The organism is Candidatus Thermoplasmatota archaeon, from assembly GCA_022848865.1.
GTDB lineage: Archaea > Thermoplasmatota > Thermoplasmata > RBG-16-68-12 > JAGMCJ01 > JAGMCJ01.
Map to the genome: position 1 here is coordinate 40,669 of JAJISE010000005.1, position 26,581 is coordinate 67,249.

31 protein-coding genes, 1 tRNA gene and 1 pseudogene are annotated in these 26,581 nt (G+C 59.4%); 21 read left to right on the forward strand and 12 right to left on the reverse strand.

Translation table 11 applies throughout. The annotated features are described in order from the left end of the window. Positions 1-771 (reverse strand): isopentenyl phosphate kinase family protein, encoded by a 771-nt coding sequence (locus tag LN415_01910; GenBank protein MCJ2555849.1) that lies wholly within the window; start codon positions 769-771, stop codon positions 1-3. A gap of 88 nt (positions 772-859) precedes the next feature. After that, the gene (locus tag LN415_01915) at positions 860-1,324 is read right to left on the reverse strand and encodes an acylphosphatase (GenBank protein MCJ2555850.1); all 465 of its coding nucleotides are present in this window, start codon (positions 1,322-1,324) and stop codon (positions 860-862) included. A 140-nt stretch (positions 1,325-1,464) separates the two neighbouring features. On the opposite strand from LN415_01915, the gene LN415_01920 reads away from it, so the two are divergent. The 7 genes from LN415_01920 to LN415_01950 all read left to right on the forward strand — a co-directional run bounded on the left by LN415_01920 (position 1,465) and on the right by LN415_01950 (position 7,529). After that, complete coding sequence (locus LN415_01920) at positions 1,465-1,980, forward strand: 50S ribosomal protein L16 (GenBank protein ID MCJ2555851.1); 516 nt, start codon at positions 1,465-1,467, stop codon at positions 1,978-1,980. A gap of 62 nt (positions 1,981-2,042) precedes the next feature. After that, positions 2,043-3,509: a hypothetical protein gene (locus LN415_01925; GenBank protein ID MCJ2555852.1), complete on the forward strand. Its 1,467-nt coding sequence runs from the start codon at positions 2,043-2,045 to the stop codon at positions 3,507-3,509. Next, a complete protein-coding gene (mfnA, locus tag LN415_01930; protein MCJ2555853.1) occupies positions 3,509-4,648 on the forward strand; it encodes a tyrosine decarboxylase MfnA in 1,140 nt (379 codons plus the stop codon). The genes LN415_01925 and mfnA overlap by 1 nt, the downstream gene beginning before the upstream one ends. Further along, on the forward strand, positions 4,645-5,643 hold the full coding sequence (dph2, locus tag LN415_01935) for a diphthamide biosynthesis enzyme Dph2 (GenBank protein ID MCJ2555854.1): 999 nt from the start codon (positions 4,645-4,647) through the stop codon (positions 5,641-5,643). Before mfnA ends, dph2 begins: the two co-directional genes overlap by 4 nt. A gap of 14 nt (positions 5,644-5,657) precedes the next feature. Continuing rightward, the gene (locus LN415_01940; GenBank protein ID MCJ2555855.1) at positions 5,658-6,137 is read left to right on the forward strand and encodes a 6-pyruvoyl tetrahydropterin synthase family protein; all 480 of its coding nucleotides are present in this window, start codon (positions 5,658-5,660) and stop codon (positions 6,135-6,137) included. 26 nt (positions 6,138-6,163) lie between these two features. Next, positions 6,164-6,871, forward strand: a complete 708-nt coding sequence (gene queC, locus LN415_01945; protein ID MCJ2555856.1) for a 7-cyano-7-deazaguanine synthase QueC — start codon at positions 6,164-6,166, stop codon at positions 6,869-6,871. 28 nt (positions 6,872-6,899) lie between these two features. After that, complete coding sequence (locus LN415_01950) at positions 6,900-7,529, forward strand: radical SAM protein (protein ID MCJ2555857.1); 630 nt, start codon at positions 6,900-6,902, stop codon at positions 7,527-7,529. Here LN415_01950 and LN415_01955 read toward each other — a convergent pair. Further along, positions 7,526-8,332: an aspartate dehydrogenase gene (locus LN415_01955; protein MCJ2555858.1), complete on the reverse strand. Its 807-nt coding sequence runs from the start codon at positions 8,330-8,332 to the stop codon at positions 7,526-7,528. The genes LN415_01950 and LN415_01955 overlap by 4 nt on opposite strands. A 115-nt stretch (positions 8,333-8,447) precedes the next feature. Here LN415_01955 and LN415_01960 point away from each other — a divergent pair, with 115 nt between their 5' ends. From LN415_01960 to LN415_01980, 5 genes are all read left to right on the forward strand, one after another. Next, the gene (locus tag LN415_01960; protein ID MCJ2555859.1) at positions 8,448-8,867 is read left to right on the forward strand and encodes an archease; all 420 of its coding nucleotides are present in this window, start codon (positions 8,448-8,450) and stop codon (positions 8,865-8,867) included. Beyond that, the gene (locus LN415_01965; GenBank protein MCJ2555860.1) at positions 8,864-9,622 is read left to right on the forward strand and encodes an HAD family hydrolase; all 759 of its coding nucleotides are present in this window, start codon (positions 8,864-8,866) and stop codon (positions 9,620-9,622) included. Before LN415_01960 ends, LN415_01965 begins: the two co-directional genes overlap by 4 nt. Continuing rightward, the gene (locus tag LN415_01970) at positions 9,619-10,578 is read left to right on the forward strand and encodes a diphosphomevalonate decarboxylase (protein ID MCJ2555861.1); all 960 of its coding nucleotides are present in this window, start codon (positions 9,619-9,621) and stop codon (positions 10,576-10,578) included. The genes LN415_01965 and LN415_01970 overlap by 4 nt, the downstream gene beginning before the upstream one ends. A 63-nt stretch (positions 10,579-10,641) precedes the next feature. After that, positions 10,642-11,280, forward strand: a complete 639-nt coding sequence (locus LN415_01975) for an adenylate kinase (protein MCJ2555862.1) — start codon at positions 10,642-10,644, stop codon at positions 11,278-11,280. Positions 11,281-11,319: 39 nt separating this feature from the next. Then, positions 11,320-11,706 carry a hypothetical protein gene (locus tag LN415_01980; GenBank protein ID MCJ2555863.1) on the forward strand — a complete coding sequence of 129 codons (387 nt, stop codon included), beginning with the start codon at positions 11,320-11,322 and terminating at the stop codon, positions 11,704-11,706. Here LN415_01980 and LN415_01985 read toward each other — a convergent pair. The 4 genes and pseudogenes from LN415_01985 to LN415_02000 form a co-directional block, all read right to left on the reverse strand. Then, positions 11,703-12,596 (reverse strand): thiamine pyrophosphate-dependent enzyme, encoded by an 894-nt coding sequence (locus tag LN415_01985; GenBank protein ID MCJ2555864.1) that lies wholly within the window; start codon positions 12,594-12,596, stop codon positions 11,703-11,705. The genes LN415_01980 and LN415_01985 overlap by 4 nt on opposite strands. After that, positions 12,593-13,780: a pyruvate ferredoxin oxidoreductase gene (gene porA, locus LN415_01990; GenBank protein ID MCJ2555865.1), complete on the reverse strand. Its 1,188-nt coding sequence runs from the start codon at positions 13,778-13,780 to the stop codon at positions 12,593-12,595. Before porA ends, LN415_01985 begins: the two co-directional genes overlap by 4 nt. Then, positions 13,780-14,058 (reverse strand): 4Fe-4S binding protein, encoded by a 279-nt coding sequence (locus LN415_01995; protein MCJ2555866.1) that lies wholly within the window; start codon positions 14,056-14,058, stop codon positions 13,780-13,782. Before LN415_01995 ends, porA begins: the two co-directional genes overlap by 1 nt. 63 nt (positions 14,059-14,121) lie before the next feature. Continuing rightward, a pseudogene (locus tag LN415_02000) lies at positions 14,122-14,670 on the reverse strand (pyruvate ferredoxin oxidoreductase subunit gamma). Between the two features lie 190 nt (positions 14,671-14,860). Between LN415_02000 and LN415_02005 the strand changes: the two are divergent. Then, a tRNA-Arg gene (locus LN415_02005) sits at positions 14,861-14,934 on the forward strand. Positions 14,935-14,990: 56 nt separating this feature from the next. Continuing rightward, the gene (locus tag LN415_02010) at positions 14,991-15,605 is read left to right on the forward strand and encodes a DUF998 domain-containing protein (GenBank protein ID MCJ2555867.1); all 615 of its coding nucleotides are present in this window, start codon (positions 14,991-14,993) and stop codon (positions 15,603-15,605) included. A gap of 1 nt (position 15,606) precedes the next feature. Here the strand turns inward: LN415_02010 and LN415_02015 are convergent, their stop codons facing one another. The 4 genes from LN415_02015 to LN415_02030 form a co-directional block, all read right to left on the reverse strand. Next, positions 15,607-16,473 carry an ARMT1-like domain-containing protein gene (locus LN415_02015; GenBank protein MCJ2555868.1) on the reverse strand — a complete coding sequence of 289 codons (867 nt, stop codon included), beginning with the start codon at positions 16,471-16,473 and terminating at the stop codon, positions 15,607-15,609. A gap of 49 nt (positions 16,474-16,522) precedes the next feature. Then, complete coding sequence (locus LN415_02020; GenBank protein MCJ2555869.1) at positions 16,523-17,620, reverse strand: DNA topoisomerase IV subunit A; 1,098 nt, start codon at positions 17,618-17,620, stop codon at positions 16,523-16,525. Continuing rightward, positions 17,589-19,622 carry a DNA topoisomerase VI subunit B gene (locus LN415_02025; GenBank protein ID MCJ2555870.1) on the reverse strand — a complete coding sequence of 678 codons (2,034 nt, stop codon included), beginning with the start codon at positions 19,620-19,622 and terminating at the stop codon, positions 17,589-17,591. Before LN415_02025 ends, LN415_02020 begins: the two co-directional genes overlap by 32 nt. A 145-nt stretch (positions 19,623-19,767) precedes the next feature. Next, positions 19,768-20,730 (reverse strand): zinc ribbon domain-containing protein, encoded by a 963-nt coding sequence (locus tag LN415_02030; GenBank protein MCJ2555871.1) that lies wholly within the window; start codon positions 20,728-20,730, stop codon positions 19,768-19,770. 89 nt (positions 20,731-20,819) lie between these two features. Between LN415_02030 and arcC the strand changes: the two genes are divergently transcribed. From arcC to LN415_02045, 3 genes are read left to right on the forward strand one after another with little or no spacing between them, the layout of a single operon-like run. Then, positions 20,820-21,764, forward strand: a complete 945-nt coding sequence (gene arcC, locus LN415_02035) for a carbamate kinase (GenBank protein ID MCJ2555872.1) — start codon at positions 20,820-20,822, stop codon at positions 21,762-21,764. A gap of 42 nt (positions 21,765-21,806) precedes the next feature. Continuing rightward, entirely contained in the window at positions 21,807-22,904 is a 1,098-nt protein-coding gene (locus LN415_02040; GenBank protein ID MCJ2555873.1) for a GTP-binding protein, read from the forward strand. Between the two features lie 51 nt (positions 22,905-22,955). Further along, positions 22,956-23,939, forward strand: coding sequence for a hypothetical protein (locus LN415_02045; protein ID MCJ2555874.1), 984 nt, complete (start codon positions 22,956-22,958; stop codon positions 23,937-23,939). Positions 23,940-24,018: 79 nt separating this feature from the next. On the opposite strand, the gene LN415_02050 is transcribed toward LN415_02045, so the two are convergent. Beyond that, entirely contained in the window at positions 24,019-24,219 is a 201-nt protein-coding gene (locus LN415_02050) for a hypothetical protein (protein ID MCJ2555875.1), read from the reverse strand. Positions 24,220-24,432: 213 nt separating this feature from the next. Between LN415_02050 and LN415_02055 the strand changes: the two genes are divergently transcribed. The 4 genes from LN415_02055 to LN415_02070 form a co-directional block, all read left to right on the forward strand. Next, a complete protein-coding gene (locus LN415_02055) occupies positions 24,433-24,726 on the forward strand; it encodes a UPF0175 family protein (GenBank protein ID MCJ2555876.1) in 294 nt (97 codons plus the stop codon). A 9-nt stretch (positions 24,727-24,735) separates the two neighbouring features. Continuing rightward, a complete protein-coding gene (locus LN415_02060) occupies positions 24,736-25,230 on the forward strand; it encodes a hypothetical protein (GenBank protein ID MCJ2555877.1) in 495 nt (164 codons plus the stop codon). Between the two features lie 252 nt (positions 25,231-25,482). Then, positions 25,483-25,704: an AbrB/MazE/SpoVT family DNA-binding domain-containing protein gene (locus LN415_02065; GenBank protein MCJ2555878.1), complete on the forward strand. Its 222-nt coding sequence runs from the start codon at positions 25,483-25,485 to the stop codon at positions 25,702-25,704. A 243-nt stretch (positions 25,705-25,947) separates the two neighbouring features. Further along, the coding region (locus LN415_02070; GenBank protein MCJ2555879.1) for a nucleotidyltransferase domain-containing protein at positions 25,948-26,581 on the forward strand (634 nt) is incomplete at its 3' end.

Below are 26,581 nucleotides of genomic sequence, written 5' to 3' on the forward strand. Positions count from 1 at the left end.
CTATCTCCTCGATATCTGGGTCCCGGGAGCGCCGTGTCCCATGAGGAACTTCATGAGCCTGCCGTCCACTCCGCCGTTGATGACCCACGTCTCCACTCCCATGTCAGCGATGTCGAACATGAGCCTGAGCTTCCTGAATATGCCGCCGGTCACGTCGGCCCGTGCCGTCTCGCCCTCGATCGTCTTGAACGTGTCCCAGTCAAGCTGCTCGATGGCCTTCTCGCCCTCCGCGGGCGGATAGCTCGAGTACACGCCATCGGTATCGGTCGCGAACACCGCCTTCTCCGGCTTGAACTCCCGCGATAGCCACAGCATCAGGTCATCGCCCGAGCATATGGCGAACTTCTTCTCCGTGTCGAGAACGACGTCGCCGAAGGTCACCGGCATCAGGTCCAGGCGGACGTATTCTTTGAAGGGCTTGTAGTCGATCGACTCCAGTGCACCGTCGTTGAGGCGGACGATCGAGCTCGGCGCCAGGGACACGGGCTTGAGCCCCTCCGCGATTAGGGCGTCCATCACCATGAGGTTCAGCGTCTTCACGTCCCTCTGGACGTGCGATACTCCTGGGAGCTGCTTATCGTTCAGGTATCCGTCCTCCAGCTTGTGTTCCTTCGCGAGGATGTGCCCGAACGAGCCCGCACCGTGGACGAGGATCATCTCCACGCCCGACAAGCCTATCTCCTGTGCAAGGACCCTCATCCTGTCCGCCCGGAAGGTCTTCAGTCGCGCCTTGTCGGTTATCAGGCTCCCACCGAGTTTGACCAGCATCATTGAACGTACCCTGCCTGCGGTGAAAACATCTCATCCATTAATAACCCTTTGGAGCTTCCCGTCCGAAGCTGCGCGGTCCATACGCATGCTACTTGCTGAGCTCTTCTGCCACCCTCTTGGGCATCTCGTCAAAACGGTCATCCATATGTCTGAATCCCTTCGAGATCGTCTCCGCGAAATCCTTTCCCGCTTGTGCTATTGCTGTCCCGAGATTCTTTCCGAGAGATTCCACAGCACCCACACCCTTGGCCAATTGCTCGGTATGCAGGAAGTGGATATAGTCGATGACTTCCATTATGTCACCTCCGTAGTCCTCGACATCAATTATGAATCGCTCTGGGTCATTGCCCATCTTCTTCACGGTCTCGATGTACTCATCAACATTCTTTGACTTGCCGCCGACCAGAGCCTCAACTGTTTTCTTGTCCGGAAGATTCTCTGCGAAGAAATGAGTTATGGACTGCTTCTGAGCCTCTTTCAGAAGACAGAGCCTGAATCCAGCATCTTGGATTGGCCTATCCCCTTCACGAATCACTAGTCTGATCTTCTTCACTGATTGATTACAAATGGCTTTGGCTATTTATATCTGCCATCGCTTTTGTCGATCATTCGCGATCCACGACAGCCAACGACCTCCGCAGAGGGCCGCGCTTCGAAGCAGTTATATATCCTTCGCATCTATTGATGGAGGCTATGCCCAGGAAACCCGCGAGGATGTACACGCCCATACGGGGTCAGTCCTACACCCGCAAGAAGTATATGGGCGGCGTCCCCGCCCTAAGGATCACCCAGTTCGACGCAGGCAGCAGGGACAAGCACTTCCCGGTTTCCGTGACCCTCCATGCGAAGGAGGCGTGCCAAATAAGGCATATCGCCCTGGAGGCCGCCCGTGTCACGGCGAACAGGTACATCCAAAAGCAGGCGGGAAGGGACTACCACCTCAAGATCAGGATATACCCGCACAACGTGCTCAGGGAGAACAAGATTGCCCAGGGCGCCGGCGCGGACAGGATATCCGAGGGAATGCGCCACGCGTTCGGGAAGGCCGTCGGGACCGCGGCCAGGATCAAGAGAGGTCAGGCCCTCATAACGCTCAGGGTCAATCACTCGAACATCGCCGATGCGAAAGAGGCCCTGAGAAAGGCAGGCGCGAAGATCCCGACACCGATAAGGATTCGGATCACTGAGAACGAGAAGAAGTGGATCTGATTCCAGCAAGCTTTTTTACAGAAGAGCACCTACCTGAGCATATGCCGTCCCGAAGGATCGCCTTGCTTGAGGATCTGTCGGAAAAGGAACTGGCGCGGTCCGGTGTCACAATATCCACCCTCGCGAGGATTGGGCGAATCGCGACCATTCCCAAGGCCTTTGTTGTCTCCCGTCAGGTCTTCGACGAGTTCCGGTCCATGAAGGAGGGTGCCTCCGAGCGGCTTATCCCGTGGTCCGTCGAGCTGGAGGTCGCGAGGGCGTTCGACCGCCTCGGTTCGAGCGTCGTCAACGTCATGCCCAGCCCTTCATATCCATCGGAGATTTCGGGCTCGTACGTGTCCGACAAGGCGTCCCTGGTGACGGAGATCAGGAAGACGATGGTGGAGTTCCTCTCCGAGGAAGAGGAGGACTTCAGGAAAGGGGAAGAGGTGGCCGCCTACAGGCTCGCGTTCCTTGTCCAGGAGATCCCCCCGCACAGCGTTTCAGGCTCCGTCGAGGGGGCGGGCGAGGGGAAGTACGACGTCAAGGCCCTGCTCGGGCTCCCCGTTGACCTCAGCTCATCGGACACCATGACGATCGACGAGGAGGGTTCATCGGTCGACATGACAATCCTCTCGCAGGAGAGGAAGTGGGTCGCGGAGGAGGCGGGAATGGAGGAGGTCGACGTCGAGAAGGAGCTCAGGCGGGAGTCGAAGGTCCCGCCGGACATGATGAAGAAGCTCTCCGCGCTCGGCGAAAGACTGACCAGGAAGATAGGACCCGGCGCGTTCCACTGGTACCTGAAGGACCGGATCTTCATCGTGTGGAACGTCTCCCTTGTCGAGGAGCTGCCTGAGCCCACTCCGGAGCCGAGGGAGGATACGATCGAGGTGAGGAGGCGGGTCCCCTCCAGTGAGACGAGCATATTCCTCATGTCCAAGTCCCCGCCCGAGAGCGTGGAAGGGGCGGAGATCCAAGGGCTGTTCCTCGTCCCGTCCGAGGGTGCCCAGCCCGTCGCGGATGAGCTCCTCAGGCTCTCCGAGGACCTGAGGCCAAGGCCGATCGTCGTCCTAGCGGGCGGCAAGGGCATAGAGTCTTTGGCGGGCGCTCGAAAGGAGGGAGGCAAGAACATATGGCCGATGTTCGATGCCAGCGCTTCGCATTCCGAGGAGATCACGAAGTCCGCGGCGGAAAAGGGGCTCAAGCGGTCGAAGGAGCTTCCGTTCTGGCTGGAGGTCGGTTCACCAACGTCGCTCCTTCTCCTCAAGGATGCGGCGGGGAGGTTCGACGGCGTGTTCATCCCGATCGACAAGATCGTGAACAAGATGGACGCCCCGGAGGACAAGCGGTTCGGCATGGCACTCTCGGCCGTCGGTGCGACCGTGGACGAGACCCACGAGCGCGGTCTGGTCGTGGCGATAGGGACCTCCAACCGCGAGCGGCTCGGAGAGCTGTGGAAGTACTGCGCGGAAAGGGGGATCGACATACTCGCCGTCGATGACAGACTTATAGATGATACGCTGTCCCTGTGGCGGGCAGAGGAGGTGTGATGATGCTGCAGAAGGGATTGGAATACGATGACGTGATATCCGAAGTCGAGAAGGCCCTCTCGGAGGACTTCCACTTCGAGGATGGAAAGATACTAGGATCGATGTGCACCCAGCCGTTGGACGTGGCAATCGACACGCACGGCATGTTCATCGAGAGCAACCTGGGGAACCCGGGACTCTATCCAGGGACGAGGAGGCTGGAGGGCAAGATCGTTGAGATGATGGGCGAGCTGCTGAACGGAAAGGGTGTGACGGGGCGCGTCCTGGAGGGCGGGACCGAGGCGAACCTCACCGCCCTGTGGATCGCGCGCAACCTCACGGGAAGGAAGGAGGTCATACTCGGCAGCAACGCGCACTTCTCGATCAGAAAGGCGTGCGACATACTGAAGATGATGCCCAGAGAGGTCGACGTGGACGAGAACCACGTGATGGACGTCGGCGAGGTGGAGAAGCACATCGGTGATGACACGGCCGCCGTGGTCGCGACAGCCGGCACGACCGAGTTCGGTCTTGTGGACCCGATAGACAAGCTGTCCGAGGTCTGCAAGGAGCGGACGTGGTTCCATGTCGACGCCGCGTGGGGGGGCTTCATCCTCCCGTTCCTGGACGACGCGCCCGCCTTCGACTTCAGTAATGCTGGGCTCAGCTCCATGAACGCTGACGGACACAAGATGGGGATGTCCACGATCCCATCCGCCGTGTTCCTGCTGAGGAAGGAGGAGGACCTGCAGAACATCGCCTTCGAGTCGCCCTACCTCACCAGTGTGTTCCAGACCACGGTGCTGGGCACGAGGGCCAGCGCGGGCGTACCCTCCCTGTACGCGACGATGATGTCGATGGGAAGGGATGGCTACAGGGAGAACGTGGAGAACTGCATGTCGCGAACCAGGCAACTGACGAGAGCGGTCAAGGACATGGGGCTCAGCCTCGTCACCGAGCCGGTCACGAACATCCTGGCGGTTAAGCTCAGGGACCCGGTCGGCGTGAAGGAGCACCTCGAAAGGAGGGGGTGGCACCTCTCCCTGACGAAGCACCCGGAGGCACTGAGGCTGGTCGTCATGCCGCACGCGACGGAGGAGACCCTCAACGTCCTCATCGAAGACATGATCAGCGCGTGCCGAGAAATGGGTGAGATATGATCGGGGACTGGGAAATCCAGAAGATGGCGGACGAGATCGTCCGTTTGAAGGCCAAGAGCGTCGCCATCCAGTTCCCCGACGGCCTGAGGAAGAGGATGGTCGATGTCGTCCTCGAGCTCAAGGGGAAGATCGACGCGAGCATCTATCTCTGGGGTGACCCCTGCTACGGCGCCTGCGACGTTGCTGATGCGCCCGTGGACCTGATCTTCCACATGGGTCACGCTCCGATTGGGAACATCGAGTCGAAGAACGTCGTGTACATGGAGCTGCAGAAGGAGCTGCCGGACACGGACCTTCTCGAGAGGGCCATCCCGTCCCTGGGGGAGAAGACAGGGCTCATCTCCAGCGTCCAGTACGTCCCGGAACTCCTGCGGGTGAGGCAATCCCTCGCCGCGAAGGGCGTGGAGGCGGTCATCGGAGAGGGAGACTCCAGACTGTCCTACCCGGGCCAGGTGCTCGGATGCAATTTCTCCTCGGCCAGATCGGTGGCGGGTGATGTGGACTCGTTCCTATATCTGGGGGAAGGGAACTTCCACCCGATAGGGGTCGCTCTGGCAACGGGAAAGAAGGTCGTCGTCCTCGACCCGGAGCGGGACGAGGTGCGGGACATCGATGACGCCGTCGATGAGATGAAGCGGTTGAGGTTCGCGGCGATGGAGATCGCGCGGCCCGCCGAGACCTTCGGGATAATCGTCTCAAAGAAGGTCGGCCAGAACAGGCTGGAGCTAGCAAACTCGCTCGAGGAGCTCCTCCGGGAGAAGGGCAAGAGGTCGGTCACGATACTGCTTGACTACGTCACCCCTGAGAATCTCATGGGCCTCGGGGTCGACGCATTCGTCTCCACCGCCTGCCCGAGGGTGGCGGTCGACGAGCAGGCGAGGTTCGACAAGCCCATTCTGACACCGACGGAGCTGAGGATTCTGCTGGGCGATATGGAGTGGGAAGACTACACGCTGGACGAGATCCTCGGCGGTGATAGTTTTAATAGCGCCTGACACATGGTGAGGACATGAAACTCGAGATCGACGGATGGAAGTCCCGGATCAGGTTCTCCGCATCACACATCGTCCCGACCTCCGAGAAGTGCGAGAGGCTTCACGGTCACGATTACGCTGTCCACATCAAGGTCAAGGGGGAGCCGGATTCCACCGGGATGATAATGGACTTCACGATCCTCAAGAGGGCGCTCAGGGAGGTGGTCGAGGAGCTGGACCACAGGGTCCTGCTTCCCGCCAAGAGTCCGCACATGAAGATCGAAGAGGGAGAGTCCATACGCGTCACCGTCGGAGAGAAGAACTACAGCCTCCCGCCGGAGGACGTAAGGATCCTGGACATGGTCGCCACGAGCGCCGAGCACATCGCTCAGTACATCCTGAAGAGACTGACCGAGGAGATCGAGGTCCCGGCCAACGTGAGCAAGATCAAGATCGGTGTGGACGAAGGACCTGGGCAGGGCGCATGGGCATCCATGAACTGCAAACCCGCCTGAATCGGGCCCGAAACGAAGAAAAGTTTATGCGTACACACCGAGTTCACAGTGCGATGAGCAAGTCCATAGTTCTACTTTCGGGGGGATTGGATTCGGCGACGACCCTCGCCATCGCGAAGCAGGAGAGCGACGAGGTCTACGCCCTGACGTTCGACTACGGTCAGAGGCACCGCAAGGAAGTGGAGAGGGCGAAGGCCATCGCGGACCAGCTGGGAGTGAAGGAGCACAAGATATTGGAGATCGGGCTAGACGAGCTGGGCGGCTCCGCCCTGACGGATGCGTCCGAGCCCATACCCGACTACCGCGACTTCGAGACCATGAAGGAGGAGATACCTTCGACCTACGTGCCAGCAAGGAACCTCGTTCTGCTCAGCTGCGCTCTGGCCTGGTCAGAGGCCCTGGGGGCGGGAGCCATCTACATAGGTGCGAACGCCCGCGACTACAGCGGCTACCCGGACTGCAGGCCCAGCTTCTACAAGGCGTTCCAGAGAGCGGCCGAACTGGGCACGAGATCGGGAGTCGAGAACCACGCGGCGGAGATCCGCCACCCGCTGATCAACATGAGAAAGGCGGACATAATCAAGAAGGGCACGGACCTGGGCGTCCCGTTCGAGCTCACGTGGAGCTGCTACAGGGGCGGGGAGATGCCCTGCGGGAAGTGCGACTCCTGCCGGATCAGGATGAAGGGGTTCGTCGAGGCCGGACTGGACGACCCGCTGAGCTACGATGGGTAGAGGGCAACGATAACCTGGGCGTTGAAGGATGATAATCAACGAGATCTTCAAGTCCCTCCAGGGAGAGGGGATAGAGATGGGCGTGCCCACGGTATTCGTCAGGCTGACTGGCTGCCCGCTCAGGTGCAGGTGGTGCGACCAGGAGGACGCCTGGACGAGCGGGAAGTCAATGGCCATCGAGGAGGTCCTGGACGCCGTGGGGAGCTACGACTGCTCCTACGTCTGCGTCACGGGCGGGGAGCCGCTGGCGCAGGACGAGGCCATCGGCCTGATCACGCGACTGCTGGACTCGGGGCACATGGTCTCCGTCGAGACAGGCGGCTCCGAGCCCCTGCAAGAACTGCCCTGCTCGAATGCCCTCATGATCAGCCTGGACATCAAGTGCCCGTCGTCGGGAATGCACGAGAAGATGGACTTCACGAACATCGAGCTGCTCTCGCCCTCGGACCAGCTGAAGCTCGTCGTCGCCGACAAGGAGGACTACGCCTACGCGAAATCGATCATCGAGAAGTACAAGCCTCAGTGCGCCATCGTGATGCAGCCCGTCGGCGGAAGGGATCTGAGATGGCTCGCCGAGAGCGTGCTCGAGGACAACCTCCGAGCGAGGGTCCTGCCCCAGCTCCACAAAATCATATGGGGAGACAAGAGCGGCGTCTAGGCCCCGACCCAGACGTTCTCCTTGGCCTTCTTCACGGCGGATATCGCGGACAGTGCCGCGAGCAGGCTCGTCTTCGGGTTCGACGGGGAGGGCAGATTCCTGCAGCTCACTTCGATCTCGCCGATGTCCCCCTTCACGATGAGCCTGTGGGTGTTCATCTTCGCGCTCGGATCGGCCACGAGCCTGACCTTGGTCTTCTCGAACCCGATGCCCGCGAGGCTCACGGTCGCTGCGACGTTTATGTTCCTGGGGAAGTAGCGGACCGCGTCCCGCGCGTGGCCCTCGAAGATTATCGTCGCCCTCTCGAGGGAATCGAGGTCGACCCGCCTGTCCTCCAAGTACCTCACTCCCTTGAACGCCTCGGGGGGCTTGTAGCTGATGAGGAGGACCTCGTTGATCTTCCCGCAGGACGCGGCGGCGAGACCGTCGATCCCCGCCAAAGCGCCGGAGGGGATGTACACCCTGCACTTGTTCTTCTTGGCCATCAGCCTGCACTTCGCCCTGAACTCGTCGTCGACCAGCGCACCGACGCTCATCACGAGGACGTCCTTTCCCTTCTCCAGGGCCATTGGAACGTATTTGCGGGCCGCGTCCTGGGAGGCCGCCTCGATGACCATGTCGACCCTCTCCATCACGGCCTTCGGCTCCCTCTGGTATCGGACCTTCGTGGACGATTTGACGAGCTCTTCGACCTTCTCCTTCCTCTTGTCGGAGATGTATATGATGTCGATGTCGCCCATCTTCTCCAGTGCCCTGGCGAGCTCCGTTCCGATGGACCCGCAACCGATGATGTTGACCTTCATCAATATCCCGCCTGAACCATAAGTGCCCCGATAATAAAGCTAACGGAGCGGCTATCAGGCGAAGGAAAGCCTCAATAACCCATTCGCGGATACTCCGCCAACGAAGTGAGCGGGAATGAGCGACGAGAAGCCGGCATACGAGCTGATCGAGCACACGGCCGACGTGGCGGTGAAGGGCTACGGCAGGGACCTGAACGAGATGTTCGCCAACGCGGCCTTGGGCATGTTCAACGTCATGACGGACACGTCCGCGGTGAAGAGCGTCGGGGAGTACAGGGTCGAAGTGGAATCCACCGACCTGGAGGGCCTGCTGGTCGACTGGCTGACAGAGCTGTTGTACCTCTTCGACACGCAGGACGTCCTGCTGAGGGAATTCGACGTCGGCATCGATGGCAACAAGCTCACCGCCACGGTGAGAGGCGAGAACCTGGACAGGGAGAGACACCCGCTGAAATCCGACGTGAAGGCGGCGACGTACCACATGCTCGAGATCAATGAGGAAGAGGGATACGTCATTGTGCTCTTGGACATATGAGTGAAATGATGATCAAGGCAATCACTTTCGATCTTTGGCACACGGTCCTCGAGGAACCGATGGAGAACTTCGCCGAGTTCCTCAGGGAGAACAGAACGAAGGCGATGGAGCAGGTCTTCGAGGCGCACGGTCTCCCGCAGCCATTGGAGGATATCGAGCGGGCCTACGACGTCCAAGGCCAGAAGCTATGGGACATATGGAGCAGAGGAGTGGACATCGCCGAGGAAGCCCAGATGGGCATCGTTCTCTCCGAGCTGGGAATCTCTGCGGACATTGCCAACGACGGTCTCGAGGAGAATCTGCTGGATGTCTACCACGAGGTCCTGGCGCGCGTCCCTCCCGTCCCTTTCGACGGAGCGGAGCAGCTCCTCGGCGGGCTGAGGGACAGGGGCATTTCCCTGGCGATCATCTCGAACACTGGACGCACCGGTGGGGCGTTCTTCCGGGAGCTGATGGAAGGGTACGGCCTGGCGAGGTTCTTCGACGTGATGGTGTTCTCGAACGAGGCTCGGATAAGGAAGCCGAACAAGGAGATCTTCCTCGGAACGCTCGAGAGGTTGCGTGTGAGTCCCGAAGAGGCCATGCACGTGGGCGATGATTCCGACAGCGATGTCGTTGGAGCGAAGAATGCGGGGATGAAAGGCATCCTCCTGCTCATCCCGGGAAGGGACCCGGAGAGGGGGGACCCTGACTTCGTCGTGACAAAGCTCTCGGAGATACTGGACATACTCAAAGAGCTGGAGGGGGCGGATTGAAGGCCTCGGCTGTCGCACATCCGATCCAGGGCCTGATAAAGTACCACGGCCTCGAGGACGAGAGGCTCCGCCTCCCGTTCCATGACTCCATAAGCGTGTGCACGGCGCCTCTCGCCACCCGCACAACGATCGAGTTCGGGGAGGGGGAGACGAGCAGCGCCACGATAGGCGAGGAGCCGGCCACCGGAAGGGAGTTCGAGAGGATCGCAGACGTCGTCGGCCCCGTCCTTCGGCTGGCTGGCGCTGACCTGAAGTTCAAGATGATGTCCGAGAACAACTTCTCCTCGAACATTGGCCTGGGCGCGTCTTCGTCCGGCTTCGCAGCGCTCGCCCTGGCAAGCTGCAGAGCGCTCGGACTGGAGCTCGGCGACAAGGAGGTCTCGCGAATCGCCAGAATGGGTGCTGCCTCCGCCGCCCGGTCCGTGACCGGCGCATTCTCCCGCCTGAGAAGGGGCATCGGTGACGAGGACACATACTCCCAACAGATAGCTTCAGAGGACCTTGAGATGGGGATCATAGTCGCCCTCGTTCCCGCCTTCAAGCGGACGGAGGACGCCCACAGGGACGCCCCGTCCTCCCCGTTCTTCCGCTCGAGACTGGCGGAGATGCCCATTATGATCGACAAGATGGAGCTCGCCATCAGGCAGAGGGAAGTGGGCAGGATCTGCGAGCTTGCCGAGAGGGACACGCTGATGCTTCACGGGATCACGATGACAGGGGCAACGGAGATGCTCCTCTGGCGACCGGAGACGATGAGCGTGATCCTGAAGGTCAGGAACATGCGGGAGAGGGGGATAACCGCCTTCTTCTCGATCGACACCGGCGCGACGGTCTACGTCAACACGTTCCCAAACAGGGTGAAGGAGGTCAGGGCTGAGATCGAGGACCTGGGCGTTGACACCATAGAGTGCACGGTTGGCGGAGAGGCCAGAGAGGTCAAGGACCACCTTTTCTGAGAAGTCGGTCCAACGTCAGAGGTAGGCGGTAAGAATATAGTGCAAAGCGCGTTTCCCGTACGCGTGAGGATAATCATTCTCGGCCCGCCAAGTTCTGGCAAAGGTACCCAGGCCTCGGTGCTTGCGAAGGAACACGGTGTCCCGCACATCTCCACCGGGGACATCCTCAGGGGCGAGGTCGACAGGAAGACGGAGCTCGGACAGAAGGCCGCGTCCTACATGTCCGAGGGGAGGCTCGTCCCGGACGGTCTCGTAATCAGGAAGATAGAGAGCAGACTCTCCCAGGAGGACTGCGCGCGAGGTTTCATCCTCGACGGCTACCCAAGGACTGTGGAGCAGGCGGTAGCACTGGACAAGATTGCTGCACCGGATGTCGTCCTTCACATCGACGTGACTGAGGAAGAGATAATCAGGCGGGCGACCGGGAGGAGGGTCTGCAAGACCTGCGGGGCGATATTCCACGTGGAGTTCAGCCCACCAAAGACCGCCGAGGTCTGCGACATCTGCGGCTCGAAGCTGGTCATCCGAGAGGACGACGCCGAGCCCACGGTCAGAAAGAGACTGGGGGTCTATCGGGAATTGACCGCGCCTCTGATCGAGAGGTACGGCGATATGCTCGTCTCGATCGACGGGAACGGCACTCCGGACGAGACGCTCGAGCGGGCTCGGAGCGCTTTGAGAGACGTTGGCAGAAACGCATAAATATCCACTAACCGTTGATGAGTACAGTGGTGGATTGCCGTGGATGATTTTCAGTGGCAGGTCCTGAACACGGCGGCTAAGAGAGGATACTACGGGGCCTCCAGGGAAGACCTCTTCTCAGACATAAGAGGTGTCAGATACAAGCAGCTTGAGGAAGCCGTCAGGGCTCTGGAGGAGGACGGTTGTGTGGAGGTCGAGTGGACCGGACCCAACAAGTTCGTCGTCAACATCACGGAGAAGGGCACCGAGACTGTCAAGACCGAGTACAAGGAGCGTCTGGCCGAGTACGAGAAGAGGATCGAGGAGCAGAAGGCCGCCGCAGCCGACAAGGAGCCCGAGGCCCTCTTCCAGTGCGGCAACTGCAATGCGCTGGTCAGTCAGGACTCGAAAGAGTGTCCCGAGTGCGGGGCCAAGTTCGAGGGTTAGCTGTACGCCTCAGCGAGTGCCTGGTCCTTTCTCCACTTCTCCTCAGCATACTTCTGAAGGGTAGCTAGGTTCTCTTTCGTCAGGTGCCTGAACCTGCCCTGGAGCTTGGTGTACTCCTCCACGGGAGTCATCTTCGGCTTCTTGTTGATGGTCATCTTCCCGTCCTCGAACTCGTAGAGGGTCCAGAGACCGGTGTTGACGACCATCTTGGAGATCTTCGCTCCCAAGCTGGAGTCCATCCGCCAGCCAGGTGGGCATGGCGAGTATATCTGGATATACCGGAAGCAGCCCTTCTTGTTCTTCGCGTTTTCCAGCTTCTTCAGAAGGTCGGGAATGAATCCAAGAGTGGCGGTCGCGACGTAAGGCGCATCGTGGGCGATCATGATTCGCGGGATGTCCTTCTTGTACTCGCCCTTGCCTGCCTCGACGCTCCCAACTGGAGTGGTGGTCGTCCAAGCACCGAAGGGTGTTGCCCCGCTCCGCTGAATGCCAGTGTTCATGTAGGCCTCGTTGTCGTAGCAGACGTAGATGATGTCCTCGTTCCTCTCCGCGGCTCCGGAAAGAGCCTGTATCCCGATGTCTGCGGTCCCACCGTCGCCCGCGAAGGCAACGACACTTGTGTCCGTCTTCCCCAGCCTCTTGAGCGCCCTGCTTATCCCGGCGGCGCATATCGCGGAGTTCTCGAAGAGAACGTGAAGGTATGGAACCTTGAACGAGTTGAGCGGGTAGGTCCCGCCAAAGACCAGCAGACAGTTCGCCGGGAAGTAGGTTATCGTGTCAGGCCCGAAGACCTTCATCGCGATCTTCGCGACCGTCGCACCGCCACAGCCTGGGCAGGCCGTGTGTCCGTTAACAAACCAATCCTCTTCAGGCAGATCCTTCATCTTCATGGCTGCACCCCCCTGGTGCCTATCCAAGTGACCTCTTTCTCGACCCGGTCATTCTTGGCCGCCTCGAGCGTCCTTTCGAACATAAGCCTGATGTCCTTCACCATCACGTCCCTGCCGCCGAGGCCCGCCAGGAACCCCAGGACGGGAATCGTGGAGTGCCCGTACAATGCGCTCTTCGTGTCCATGTAGTTCGGTCCTCCAGTGCCGAAGGACATCGCCCTGTCGTAGACGCCGAGCGCCTTCACCCGCGAGGCTATGTCCCTGATGATCTCCGTCGGATATGGACGGAACCATCTCATCTTCACCAGTCCAACGCTCTTGCCCTCGTCTCTCAGCTCATCCACGACATCCCTGGTCGTCGCGGACACCGTTCCAAGCGTGATGAGTCCGACCTCGGCATCGTCCATGCGGTATTCCTCTACCGCCCCGCCGTAGTCGCGACCGAACTTCTTTGCGAACTCGTCGTTCACTTGCTTAATCACTTCCTTCGCGTTCTGGGTGCTCTCCTCGGTCTGGTATCTGAACTCCTGGATGTATTCCGGGGAGGCGAACGAACCCACGACCATCGGGTCCTTGGGCCTGAGGTACGCGTGCTTCGGATCGTAGCGGGGAAGGAACTCGTCCACGTCCTTCTGGTCGGGGAACTCGACCGGCTCGACCGTGTGAGAGAGAATGAATGCATCGAGGTTCACCATCACCGGCAGGAGGACCTTGGTGTTCTCCGCGACCTTGTATGCCTGGACCACCATGTCCAGAACCTCCTGGTTGTTCTCGCAGAAGCACTGCAGCCAGCCGCTGTCCCTCTCCGCCATCGTGTCGTTGTGCTCGCACCAGATGCCAATGGGAGCTGCGATCGTCCTGTTGACGACGGGCATGACTATCGGCAGGTGAAGCCCCGCCGCCACGTAGAGGACCTCGTGCATGAGCGCGAGACCCTGCGAGGATGTCGCCGTGTAGGACCTCACGCCGGTCGCGGTCGCAGCAACGCACGCGCTCATGGCGCTATGCTCGCTCTCGACGGGCATGTACTCAGCGTCGAGCTTGCCGTCGTTCACGAACTCGGAGACGTGCTCCACGATGAACGTCTGGGGTGTTATCGGGTAGGCAGCTATCACCTCGACCCGCGAGAGCAGCGCTCCGTAGGCGGCGGCATAGTTACCTGTGACGATTCTTTTCTCGACCATTATCTCACCATCTCTATCGCATCGGCGGGACAGACCTCTTCGCATATCCCGCATCCCTTGCAGTAGTCCATATCAAAGCCCACCTTCTTGGGCGGCTCGAGCCGCTTGATCGCCGCATCGGGACAGTAGAACCAGCACATGAGGCAGTTGTTGCAGGCCTCCTCGTCGTACTTCGGTGTGAAGGTCCTCCAGCTGCCCGTCTTGTTCTCTACAGAGCTGCCGGGTCCGACGAGGCCGGAATCCGTCTTCGTCGGCTTGGTCGCGAGGCTCAGAGGCATCTCCTGGTAGGTCGGAAGCCACTTCTTCGCCTCCGGGTACTTCCTTTCGGCCTTGCACTTCCCGATCTTGATTCTGTCGTGCGCCGCGGCGGCTGCGCGTGCGTTCTTCTCCGCCAGCTTGTCTCCGATCCTGGGTCCGAATATGTCCAGTATCCCCTGCTTCACCGAGTCGATTGAGACAAGGCCCGTGGCGGCCGCGAAAGCGCCCAGTATGGCGCTGTTGGTTATGGGCGCTCCCAGAACCTCGAGCGCGACCGTTGTGGCGTCCACCGTCGCGGTCTTCACCGACATCCCCAGATCGACCTCCTCCGGGTCGAGCGGGGAGTTCAGGATGGCCATCCCATCTGGAGAGAGCCCCTCCGCGACATTGACAAAGTCCATGAGCTTTTCGTCAAGGACGACGATGTAATCTGGGTTGTAGACCCTCGTCTTGATGTTTATCTTGTTCTCATCCACTCGCGTGAACGCGAGCACAGGTGCGCCTCTCCTCTCGGCACCGAACCATGGAAAAGCCACCGCGTAGTTGCCTTCCACGAAGGCAGCGGCGGCGAGCGCCTGAGCGGCCATGACGGCTCCCTGTCCTCCTCTTCCGTGAAATCTGACTTCGTACACACTCCCAACCTCCGGGGAACAAAGCCAATACAAGTGTTGAACATAAACCTTGCGTGTCAAGTCGTACCGCTGGAGGTTCTCTCACCCGCGACGACAGATTCCACCGATGTCCCTGCGTGTCTCCTGATTCAGGTCTGACCGCGTTCCGAGGGCGAAAGGAATTAAAGGCGTGGGATTATGATGAGGGCGGGCCCGAGTGGGGTAGCTTGGACATCCTAGAAGCCTGCGGAGCTTCGGACCCGGATTCAAATTCCGGCTCGGGCACTACATCTTTGCAGGGCTAACAAGAATTCATCTATCTGAGTGCATTAGTGATTCGTATGCGAAGTCCCGCGAGGTTGGGCGGCATCTTTGGACTGGTTCTCATAGCATGCTTCCTGGCGGGATACATCACGGCATGGGCGTTGAGTCCGTGGTATGGTTTTGGCGGGGACTACCTGAGCGATCTGGGTATCGGCGAGGGAGCGTTCGCCTTCAACATCGGCGTGATGTCAGCGGGGCTCATCACGATTCCATTCGCTTGGGGGCTATGGAACGCTCTGCGGGAACACATCCTTGGGAAGCTGGGCAGCCTCGTGTGCGCCTTGGCGGGGATCTTCCTGTTCCTCGTTGGTGTCTTCCCGGAGGACCAGGTGCCGACCCACTACATCGTCAGCGTATCCTTCTTCGCATCGCTCGGGGTGGCACTGATCATCCTGGCTCTTCCGATGATCCGCTCTCCCGTTTTCCGGCGGGTGGCGGCGCCGCTCACGGTCGTCATCATCGTCCTATCGATCGTGCTGGCAATATCGATCTTCCTGGTCATCCCGATGGAGGCGGGCCCGCTGATGGAGACCATTGCGGTGCTTGAGGCCCTCGTGTGGGTGTTCGTCGCATCCGTGCAGATGATCCTCTTCGCCCGCTCAGAGCAAGAAGAGATCCAGGCGCAAGAATGAATCACTCGAAGAGCTTGGCGGAGCTCCGGTCGAGCGGGACGCCCATGCTCTCCGCAATCGGCATGCATTTCGCCCGAGCAAGATAGGCGATCGGCCTGTAGTCCTGATCGGAGAAGGACTCCCAGTTCGCCATGCCCTTGCAGATTATCAGGTTGCCTCCCTCCAGCTTCCCCTTCAGGGTGCTGCCCAGGCGATCGAAGTCCACGCCCACCGCGAACGCGTTCGTGGTCAGGACCTCGTCCGCCAGCTCGTCCAGGTGGAACTCCCGCGCGTCCTCCATGGTCGCATCCGTGAGGATTGGCTCGCCCCTCACGACGTAGGAGACCCTCCCGCCGAACTTCTTCAGTTCCTTGATCAGGAGCCTGTCGAAGACTATCTCACCGGCGTTGTCCCCGAAAAGCAGGACCTCCTCCGATCCGGAGAGCATCTCCTTGATCCTGGGAGTGTCGTCATGCCCCAAGCCCTCCAAGCAGAGGTCCTCGAAGACCGACTCCAGTTCCTCCGGCCCGCCGATCTTCGATGCGATGCCGAAATCCAGAACGTTCCCCGCGATCGAACATATCACCGCCGCCTTGAAGGGGTCCTCAGACCCGCGGACGAGCTCCTCCGCGCGGGGATAGAGCTTCAGCGCGATGTCGTTGCATCTCTTCTTGATGTCCTTGTACGGGTCGTCCGTGCCCAGCAGATCGTACACAGCCCGATGAACCTTGGTCGCCACTTCCGCCGAGTTCGAGTTCTCGCCGAACTCGCAGAGAAGGACGTCCGCGGCGGCCTTCATCGCTTCGTAGCCGAGTTCCGGATTCACGAGGTTCGTCTCGTAGAGCGACCGCCGAAGCAGGCAGGGAAAGCACTCTGGCGTGATCTTCATCGTCCGCAATAAGACAGAAATCTCTTATAAGGATGCGCCCACAACACGCCTACTTCAGCAGGCCCAGCTGGGTCAGCTTCTCCGGCAGGTACGTGTCCGTCGCGAAGTCCAGCCCGTACTTCGCCAGCGCCTGCTGCTCCGCCTTCTTCTTGATCTTCAGCATCAGCTCGATCTCGTCCTTCCAGAACCTGTCCTTGAACCTCGGGTCCGTGAGCTCCGACTCGAGCGCCTTGACGTCCACCCCGCTCAGCTTGTCCGTGGGGAGGTCGTAGTTCAGTATGTCCGTGGCGGTTATCCCCAGGTACACGGCCGTCGGGGTCGCCAGGTACTCGGAGATGTGAGCGGTCTTGATCGCCCCGTACGCAACGGACGCGAATATCCTGAAGGACCACGGGTCGCAATCCGTGAACACGATTAGCGGGACGCCCATCTCCTCGTTCAGCCGCTTCATGAACCTGCGCGTCGAGCGGGCGGGCTGACCCTTCAGGTGGATCAGGAAGCACCTCGAGTCCTCGTCGAAGCCGTTCTCCACGAGCCTGTCGAACATGCCGCCGGTCTCTATCGCAATGGCGAAGTCAACATCGGAGTCGATGAAGCGTATCTTGTCCTTCTCGACGTTGTACGGGATCCCGTACCCTGAGTCGCCGACATCGTCGCGGCAGTTGATCTTCTTCTTGACTCCCTTCCTGTTCGTCTCCTCGATCGTGACGTTGCCCATCACCCTGGCACCGTCCTCCTCGGGCCTGAGCTTGAAGTCCTCGCGCATGCATCCCGTGATTATCTCCATGTCCTCCGCGAGGTGGTTGGACTCGTTCTGCGACCCGAACTTCGCCAGCCCCCAGCCCTCCGAGATGTAGTACATCTCCCTCAGCGTCGAGGACTTGGACTGCTCGATCATCTCCCTTATGAAGTCGAGCATGTACATCGTGCGGAGGAGCATGTACGCCCCGCGGAGCTTCTTGGCGGTCCTCGAGCCCTTGGCCTTGCCGTACTTCCAGACGCCCTTCCGGGGCATGAAGTTGATGTTGCTCTTCGTCCTCAGCGGGATGCTCATCCCCGGGATGTCGCCGGACTCGAGCTGGTCGTAGATGCTCTCGGCGATGTGATAGAGCTCCTCAATGGGTTTCTGATTCCTGTTGTTCTCCATACGAATCCTCCTCGAGTTCCTCGTCAACCTCATCGTAATCGACTTCTTCCGCGGGCGTCTCGGGCGCCTCGTCCGCCTCTGGCTCCTCGTCCGTCTCGAGCCGCTTGAACTCCCTGACCTCGATGTCCCAGTCACCGGGCAGGGGTTCGGCCCCGATGATGAACTTCGGATTGATCCCGCTCACGTACAGCTCGGTCTCGTCGTAGTCGTCCGAGTCGAGACCCGAGAGGGTGAAGGAGATCTCCTCCTTCTTGGACGAGGGGATCCTCTTCAGCGTCCACGTAACCTTCCCGCTGTCCTTCACCTCGCTGGGCTTGGGGTTCACGGAATCCATGTCCAGGTTCCCGTTCGGAATGATGGCATGGAGCGTGAGCTTCTTCGCAGAAGGTGTGTAGTTGTAGATGTCTATCGTCACCTTATGCCTCTTCTTCGAGAACTCCACGCTCTCGTCTATCCAGATGACGTCCATTATCTTCGTTATGGTCCTGTCCAGGTTCGGGATCTCCCTGTGGATTATGCCCGCGCTCTTCGTCGCGATCTCGGGCAGTATCTTCTGGACTATCTCGAACTTCTCCTGCGTCTTCGCCCTCTTCTTCTTCTTGTTGAGGTGTGTCCTCAGCTTCCTCCCGCAGGCCATCAACCCGCGCTTGATCTCCTCGGTGATCAGGGCGATGTTGGCGACCGCGTCCTTCGCCTCCGATGTGAACGGCACCTTCGTCGAGGCCAGGTGGACGAGGATTATGGCGGGTCCGAAGGGCAGTCCCCTCCCGCCGCGCTGCTCCAGCCCGTACCTTCTCCAGTCAACCTGCTCCAGCCCCACCGTGAGGGCGCATCCTCCCTGATGGTAGAGCAGCGGCACCCTGTTCGCGTACCTCAGGACCTCGACCTGCTGGTCCGCGGGGATATCGCCCCCGTAGACGATGCCGACCTCCACTGCGAAGGGGTTGCCGGCGAACACGGACGCCTCGCGCGTCACGGGCGGGCAGTAGAACTCCGGCTTCAGGTCCCCGAGCACGTTCTTGAGTCCCTTCCTGATGAGCCTCTCGCCGATCGGGGACAGGCAGTCCGTCGGCGGGGACATTATCTTGACCTTCTTTATGGCCTTCAGTATCGCCCTGCCCTGCTCGAGGTTCAGCCTCTTCGGCTTCATGTCCTGGGCGATTTCCGCCTTCTCGCAGATCTCCCTCGCAACCCTGTAGCTTATCCTCTCGAACTCGGTCTTGAGGAAGGAGACCATCTTGATGTTCTTGGTGTACTTGGCCATCTTCATCAGCATTCCGAGCTCGATCCCGTACGGGTGCGGCCTGATCTCCTTCGTGGGCGTCGGGAGCTCATCCGTCGCCCGCTCGAAGATCACGTGCTCCCCGTTGGGTGACTTGTACTCGATCCTGGCGTGCGGGTTCACGATCGCAGTTGCCCGCAGGTACTCGTACACGGACTGCTTCCCGCTGACGTACCTGCCGCGGACGATGGCCTCGAACCGCGTCCCGTGCTCCTTGTCCCAGACGACGAAGTCGTCCCTCACCTTCTGGGGCTTGTTCTTCTTCGTGTCGAGCATTAGCTCGATCTCGTAGGCGACGTCCTGCTCCTTCACCTTCGTCCGGATCTTGGCGGGCCTGCCGGTCGTGAGCTGCGCGTACATGACGACCGCTGAGATCCCGATTCCCTGGGCCCCCCTCGCCTGCCGCAGGCTGTGGAATCTCGACCCGTAGAGCAGCTTGCCGAATATCTTCGGGACCACCCGCTTGATTATGCCGGGTCCGTTGTCCTCGATTATCACCTTGTACTCGTTCCTGGAGAGCTTCTCCAGCTCGACGTAGAGGTCGGGAAGTATGCCCGCCTCCTCCGCTGCATCGAGACTGTTCTCCACTCCCTCCTTCACCGACGTGATGAGCGCTCTCGTGAGCGAGTCGAAACCGAGTATGTGCTTGTTCCTCTCGAAGAACTCCGATACGGATATCTCCCTCTGTTTCTGAGCCAGCCTCTCGGCTATAGATTTCACTGCCAAACTCTCACCAACCCGGGGTGCATCCCATGAACTCCCTCATTGTCTATATCGAGAGTGAGATATTTAAGTTTGATGACTGGACAGGGAAGTGTTCCCGCCGAGAACAAGTCCGAAAGAGCCGCTTGCGCCGCTGAGGACCTCACTCCTCCGGCTCGGGCTCCTCCTCCGTCTCCTCTTCTTCGCCCTCCTCGAAAATCGCTCCGCAGTGCGGACAGCGAACGGCGTCGTCGTGGACCGCCCGCCCGCAGTTCGTGCACTCGAAGTCCGGGATCTTGGCATCGGCGGCCTCGAGCTCTCCGGCCTCGCGCAGCCTCGTATCCCACTTCGTCTTCTCGATCCTCGACTTGCCGACCCACCAGTACATCATGACGAAGATGAAGTAGAGTATCGTCGTGAAGATCATGAAGGTGAGGATCAGCTGGAAGTTCCAGGCGTATATCGTCCAGTAGTCTGCGTTGTACGGACCTGGAACCTTGAAATAGGCATCGGAGAGGGTATCGTAGTAGAGCGTGTCATACGATGTGCCGTTGATTTCCGCTGAGAAATGGGTGGCGTACAGCCCTTCAGGCAGAACGATCGAAAGGTGGTAATCCTTGCCATCACTCGCATCGGAAACTGAACCGTCCGTTTCAATCATTTCGTAGGTCACACCGGAGCCTTCCTTGTATTCCAGGGCCTTCGAGAGATGGGCAAAGACCTGGATCGTGCCCATATTGGTCTCGTTCGAAGTAATCGTCAAGGTGAAGTAGAATACTGTATCAGCGGAGCCAACGGTCGGGGTGAATATCCCGTTTGTGATGGTCTTGTTCTCGTCTGAGCTGTTCTGTTTCTTTACCGTATAGTTCATCACATCCTCGGAGTAGAGCAGCCCGACAATGGCTGAATTCGCGAATATGACGATTACGCCAAGGAGCAGAAAGAACCTGAACCTCTTCTCTCCCATGTAATAGGGAATCGCGAACATGCTGATGGGGATGAGAATCGTCGCGAGACACTGGTTCAGGAATACCAGTCCTACGTTGACCACGATGACCAGGACGATGTACGCGGGGACGACCCACTTCGTTTCCTTGAACTTCTCGAACGACTCCCGGAAATCCATTAGCGGCGTTAAGAATATCCCGCATATATAACGTTGCTGAAACCTTTATATGATAGTGTGTCGATAATTCAGGTTCCCTGGTGAGACCATTGCCCAGAATAGTGATAGCGGTGGGAGGGAACGCGATCCTTCCCCCTGGTGACAACGCCGTCGAGGAGCAGGCGTCCAACGTGCGGAAGATCACTCCTCACATCGTCAGCCTCGCGAAGCTGGGATACGACATCATACTGACGCACGGCAACGGACCGCAGGTGGGCAACATCCTGCTCCAGAACGAGTGCGCGAGGGAGGTCGTCACCGCCAATCCCATGGACGTCTGCGTGGCCGAGTCGCAGGGGCAGATCGGGTACTTCCTGCAGCAGAGCATCATCAACGATCTGAGGAAGGAGAACGAGTCCAGGCCCGTCTTCGCGCTGGTGTCGGAGGTGCTGGTGGACCCCCAGGACGATGCTTTCAGGAACCCGACGAAACCTATCGGGCCGTACTACAAGAGGCGCCGGGCCGCGCACCTGATGAAGAAAAAGGGATGGGTCATGAAGGAGGACGAGATGCGCGGTGGCTTTCGCCGGCTCGTCCCGTCACCGCTGCCGCTCGAGGTCCTCGAGATGGAGGGGATCAGGGAGTACTTGAGAATGAAACCCCGGGGAAAGGTCATCATCGTGTGCGGCGGGGGAGGGATCCCCGTCGTCAAGGATGGCAGGAGATACGAGGGCGTGGATGCGGTGATAGACAAGGACCGCACCGCCAGCCTGCTGGCCAGGGAGCTGATGGCGGAGACGCTCGTCCTCATCACGGACGTGGAGAAGGTCTCGCTGAACTGGGGGACGAAGGAGCAGGTGGACCTGGAGACGATCACTCTCGCGGACGCCAAGAGGTATCTCCAGGAGGGCCAGTTCCCGCCCGGAAGCATGGGACCGAAGGTCCGTGCGGCTGTCGAGTTCATCGAGGCGGGCGGCAAGAGGGCGATCGTATGCTCCCTGGACGGTTTCCCCGAGGCCATGGAGGGGCGCGCGGGAACGACCATGGCCCCCTGATCGGACGAAACCGTTTTCAACCACGAGGAGGTTCTCCAGTCGATGGGCAAGATCGAGGATCAGATGCAGGACATCGAGGAGGAGATCCAGAAGACCCCATACAACAAGGCGACGCAACACCACATCGGGAAGCTGAAGGCCAGGCTCGCGAAGCTCAGGGAGAGGCTGGAGAGGGGGCCTGGAACGGGTGCCGCCGTGGGCTTCGGCATCCGGAAGTCCGGGAACGCGACCGTGGGGATCGTCGGACTCCCGAACGTGGGGAAGAGCACGCTCATCAACCAGTTCACGGACGCTGAGAGCGAGGTCGGCGACTATGACTTCACCACGATCAACGTGATACCGGGGGTCATGCTGTACAGGGGAGCGAAGTTCCAGCTGTTCGACATGCCAGGCCTCATCGACGGCGCCGCCAGAGGGCGAGGGCGCGGCCGCGAGGTCCTCTCCGTCGCGAGGTCCTCTGACCTGATCCTCCTGGTCGTCGATGTCCGCGATTGGGACATTGGCGTGCTCGTCAGCGAGCTCGAGGCGGGCGGCATACGGCTCAATCAGAGGATGCCGGAGATCACGATCAAGCGCAAGGAAAGGGGCGGCCTCACCATCAACTCCACGAAGAAGCTGACGCACGTGGAGGAGGGCGTGATGGAGGGAATGCTCCGCGAATGGGGACACGTCAACGCCGATATTCTTGTCAAGGAGGACATCACGGAGGCGAGGCTCATCGACTTCCTGGCGGGGAACGTGGCCTACATCCCCGGGTTCGTCGTGCTCAACAAGACCGACCTCGTGCCCAAGAAGGAGATCAGCCGCATCACGAAGAAGCTGAAGCCGTGGAAGGCCGTTCCGATCTCTGCGCTCAACGGCAACGGCCTGGACGGGCTCAGGGAGAGCATATTCAGCGAGCTGGAGTTCATCCGGATCTACATGAAGCCGCAGGGAGGGGATGTGGACCGCTCCGAGCCGCTGGTCGTGAAGGACGGCTCGACGGTCGGCATGGTCTGCGACGCCATCCACCGCGACTTCCGTGAGAAGTTCAGATACGCGAACGTCTGGGGCGGGAGCGCAAAGTTCCCTGGACAGACGGTCGGGATCAACCACGTGCTCCGGGACGAGGACATCATCACGATCGTCGTTCAAAGGTGAGCCAATCTTTATGTAAGGTGAAAGGTATTCTTCCATCTGGAGGGGAGAATAGTGAATATCGCAGCATTGATGGCTGTTGTGGGCCTGTCATTGACCGCCTTCGGTGGGATACCTCATCCGCCCGTCTGGTCGGACGGGGTGACGACCATCTGGCAGATCGGTGACGTCGAGGAGATAGATCCCGCCACTGGACATTACACCAGCTATGCGGACGAGTTCAACTGGCAGGGCTTTGGAAACCCGTTCCCGCCGTTCACGGACCCCTTCGTCGTCGGAACGACGCCGGACGGTGAGTTCGCTTGGGGTCCCGATGCCAACGACGGATACGCGACAGACCTCACGATCCGGTGGTACGGCGAGATGTCCCTCGGCGGCCAGCTTACCATATCGTGGTCGGCCGGCAAGAGCGGCTACGAGACGAAGACTGTCACGTTCGTCGATACCGGCGACACGGCGACGTTCACGGAACCAGGCGGATACGACTACCAGAAGGGTTGGGAGAACTACCCGCTCGTGGAGGACTCCATGACCCTGAGCCCGGTGGGGCTGGGCTGGCACGAGCTCCGCCTTCTGCACACGACCGGCGACGGGACGTTCCACGACTGGATCAGGCTGGAATCGGTCGAGGTACCGGACGAGGTCGAGATAGACATCAAGCCCGGGAGCGACCCGAACTGCTTCAACAACAACGGACACGGAGTGATACCAGTGGCGATACTGGGCAGCGGGACGATGGATGTCACGAACATCGACCCTGCGACCGTGGAGCTGGAGGGGCTCGCAGTCAAGAGGGTGGGCAGGTGGAACAAGCTGCTCGCGCACATCGAAGACGCGGATCAGGATGGCTTCGACGACATGGTGGTTCAGATACAGGACGAGGCCGGTGCCTTCCCGATCGGCCACAGCACCGCGACCCTCACATGGGAGTTCTATGACGGGACGCAGTTCTCGGCGGAGGATGACATCTGCGTCGTTCCTGCGGTGCATGGCGGAAAGGGGCACGGAGGAATGGGCGCACCCCTGATGTGCGGCTAGGAATCGCTCTGAACGGGCAGGACGTATCGTGACGTAGGTTGCGACTTGCTGGCTCGGCCTGCCAGGACCAAGACGCTGGCTACTTCCCCGTCTCCTCCAAGGTGGAGATCCTACCCTCGAGTCCTTCCATCCTCTTGCGGAGTTCTGCAATGGCCTTCTTCATGTTGTCGAACTCGTCCTTCATGTCCGCCCAGAGCGGCGAGGGCGGCTCCCCGGTCGTGGGCAGTTTCCTTCTATCGGGCGGTTGGGGGATTTCCCCCTGCGGTTTTTTCGGTATCATCCTATATGCTTCGGAGTTTCGAGTTATGAATGTTTGCATTTGTCATCAAGATGTCGTTACATGCCCCAGGCAGAATCGGAGGAGTGGTAGAATGAGAAGAGAGGATTGCACGTGGAGGAAGCACTGCGCCTCGCACGAGTGCGGTGACTAGAGACCTCTCTTGAGAGTTACATTCATATAGTATCGTAACGATATATTTGTAACGGTGAGGGTATGAAGGTTATCACCACGAGGATTTCGGAGGACTACTTCAAGGATCTGCAAATGATAGAGAAGGAGGAGCATACCGATAGAGCCGAGGTCATAAGGAAGCTGCTGGCGAAGGGCATCAAGGAGTGGAAGGTGAAGAGGGCCTTGGAGTTGCTGAGAGCGCACAAGCTCACTCTGAGGAGGGCCGCTTCCATCGCCTCCATATCATATGTTGAGATGCTGGATTTGGCCTCGAAACATGGCATAGACATCGGGTATTCCTCAAAGGACTTGGAAAGGGATATTAGGAGTCTCTGAGGGCAATGGATGATAGTTGATTCCTCGGTCTTGATCCACCTTTCCAGGATAGGCGAACTGAGCCTCTTGAAGGAATTCCTTGGCAAGGTGACGATCACAGAGGATGTCTACAGAGAGACTGTGGAGGAGTCGGCGGGCAGAGCCGGATCGAGCGCGATAGAGCAGGCCTGCGGGGATTGGATCGATGTGCGCGAACCGAAGGACAAGAAGGTCCTCGACTCTATCGTGGGATTGGAGGGAATAGAGCGCGCGGACGCATCGCTCATACTCATGGCCGAGGAGAAAGGCGACGCGTTGATCTCCAACGACCTTGCGCTGATCAGAGTCGCGAGGAGCAGGGGAGTCGAGTCGTGGTGGTTGACGACGCTCATCCTCAAGATGACCGCGAAGGGTAAGATGAGCAAGGAGGAGGCGAAGGCGGTCCTGATTGAACTCGTTGAAACCGGCCTTAGGTTGTCCCCCGAGGTCTATACATCCGTCCTCGGTAGAATTGATGAGATGTGAGATCCGGCAAGAGATTCTCGAGAATGACTTCGGCACTGGAGTTACCCGGGCAATCGGATGAATGTGGTCAAGAAAGAGGACTGAGATTGAAGAGGGGAGAATGAGAAGAGAAGGCTCCGGGCCTCGCACGAGTGCGGGGAGTGGGAGGAGGGCTTGAGGTTCAGGATAGCTGTGCGGGCACGCACATCCTGCAATCCGGGACGGTTTTTATCCCAGTAATACATATCTACCCTCGCAGAACGAGGTAAAAGAATGCAGGTGAAAGTAGGTTCAAAGGGACGGATAGTCATTCCGCACAAAATAAGGCGCAAGTACTCGATCCTGCCAGGAAAGGAACTTCAGATAGAGGAGGAGGAAGGCGTAATCAGGCTACTCGTCCCCGCAAAGCTGGCCGATCTGTGTGGGACTTGGGATATGGATCTGAATGAAGTGAGGAGAGCAATAGAGGATTTGAGAGAACACTGGCGGGAATGAGAGGGATTCGTTTTGAGGGTGTCCATAGGCACCACGTACACTGCCCCCCTCCTCGCGGATGAAGAGCTCAAAAGGCTGGCTATCGATGATGAAGAAAAATGGATGTACCCTCTCGAGCACAAGGGTTGTTAGCCTATTGCACAATAAGCTCATTGGTTAACAAGATGGATGATGGGTTCGTGCCGCAGGATATTCTAGCTATATGCCGATAGACTTATACTATAGGAAAGTATAGTAGATACCGTGATCGACGAGAAGGCCGCCAAGCTGCTGCTGGCTCTTGAGAGGGGCACACAGAGGTTTGGAGCACTCCAGGAGGACGTTCCGAACCCAAGGACCTTGAGTTCGAAGCTGAAAGCCCTGATCCGATTGGGCCTCGTGGAGAAAAAAGGAGGGCTCTACCGCCTCAATGATAGAGGTGAGAAGGCCCTCTTTCATGTCAGGGAGCTCCAAGAAATCGTCAGCCCGCTACCGCCGATATCCGTGGAGAAGATTCCCCATCAAGCCTTCAGACCCTACATCAGGCGATTCTGCGAGAAGCTCCTTGAAAGGTATGGAACCGACCTGATCGGATTGCTTCTCTTCGGCTCCGTTGCGAGGGGAGACTGGGACAAGGACAGCGACATAGACCTTCTCATCGTCCTGAAGAGGTTCGAGAAGTCGAAGAGAGCCACCTTGAGGGAGATCATCGAGCTGAGAAGAGAGCTGCGGGGAAGCGAGGAGTACAGGGATTCCGTCTCGATGGGCTACTATCCCACGGTAGAGGCCTATCCTCTCGAGATGGAGGAGGCCAGGCGCTTCAGGAGGATGTACCTCGATGCTCTCACGGAAGGCACCGTGATCTTCGAGCGGGAATCGTTCCTCACCGAGCTCATCG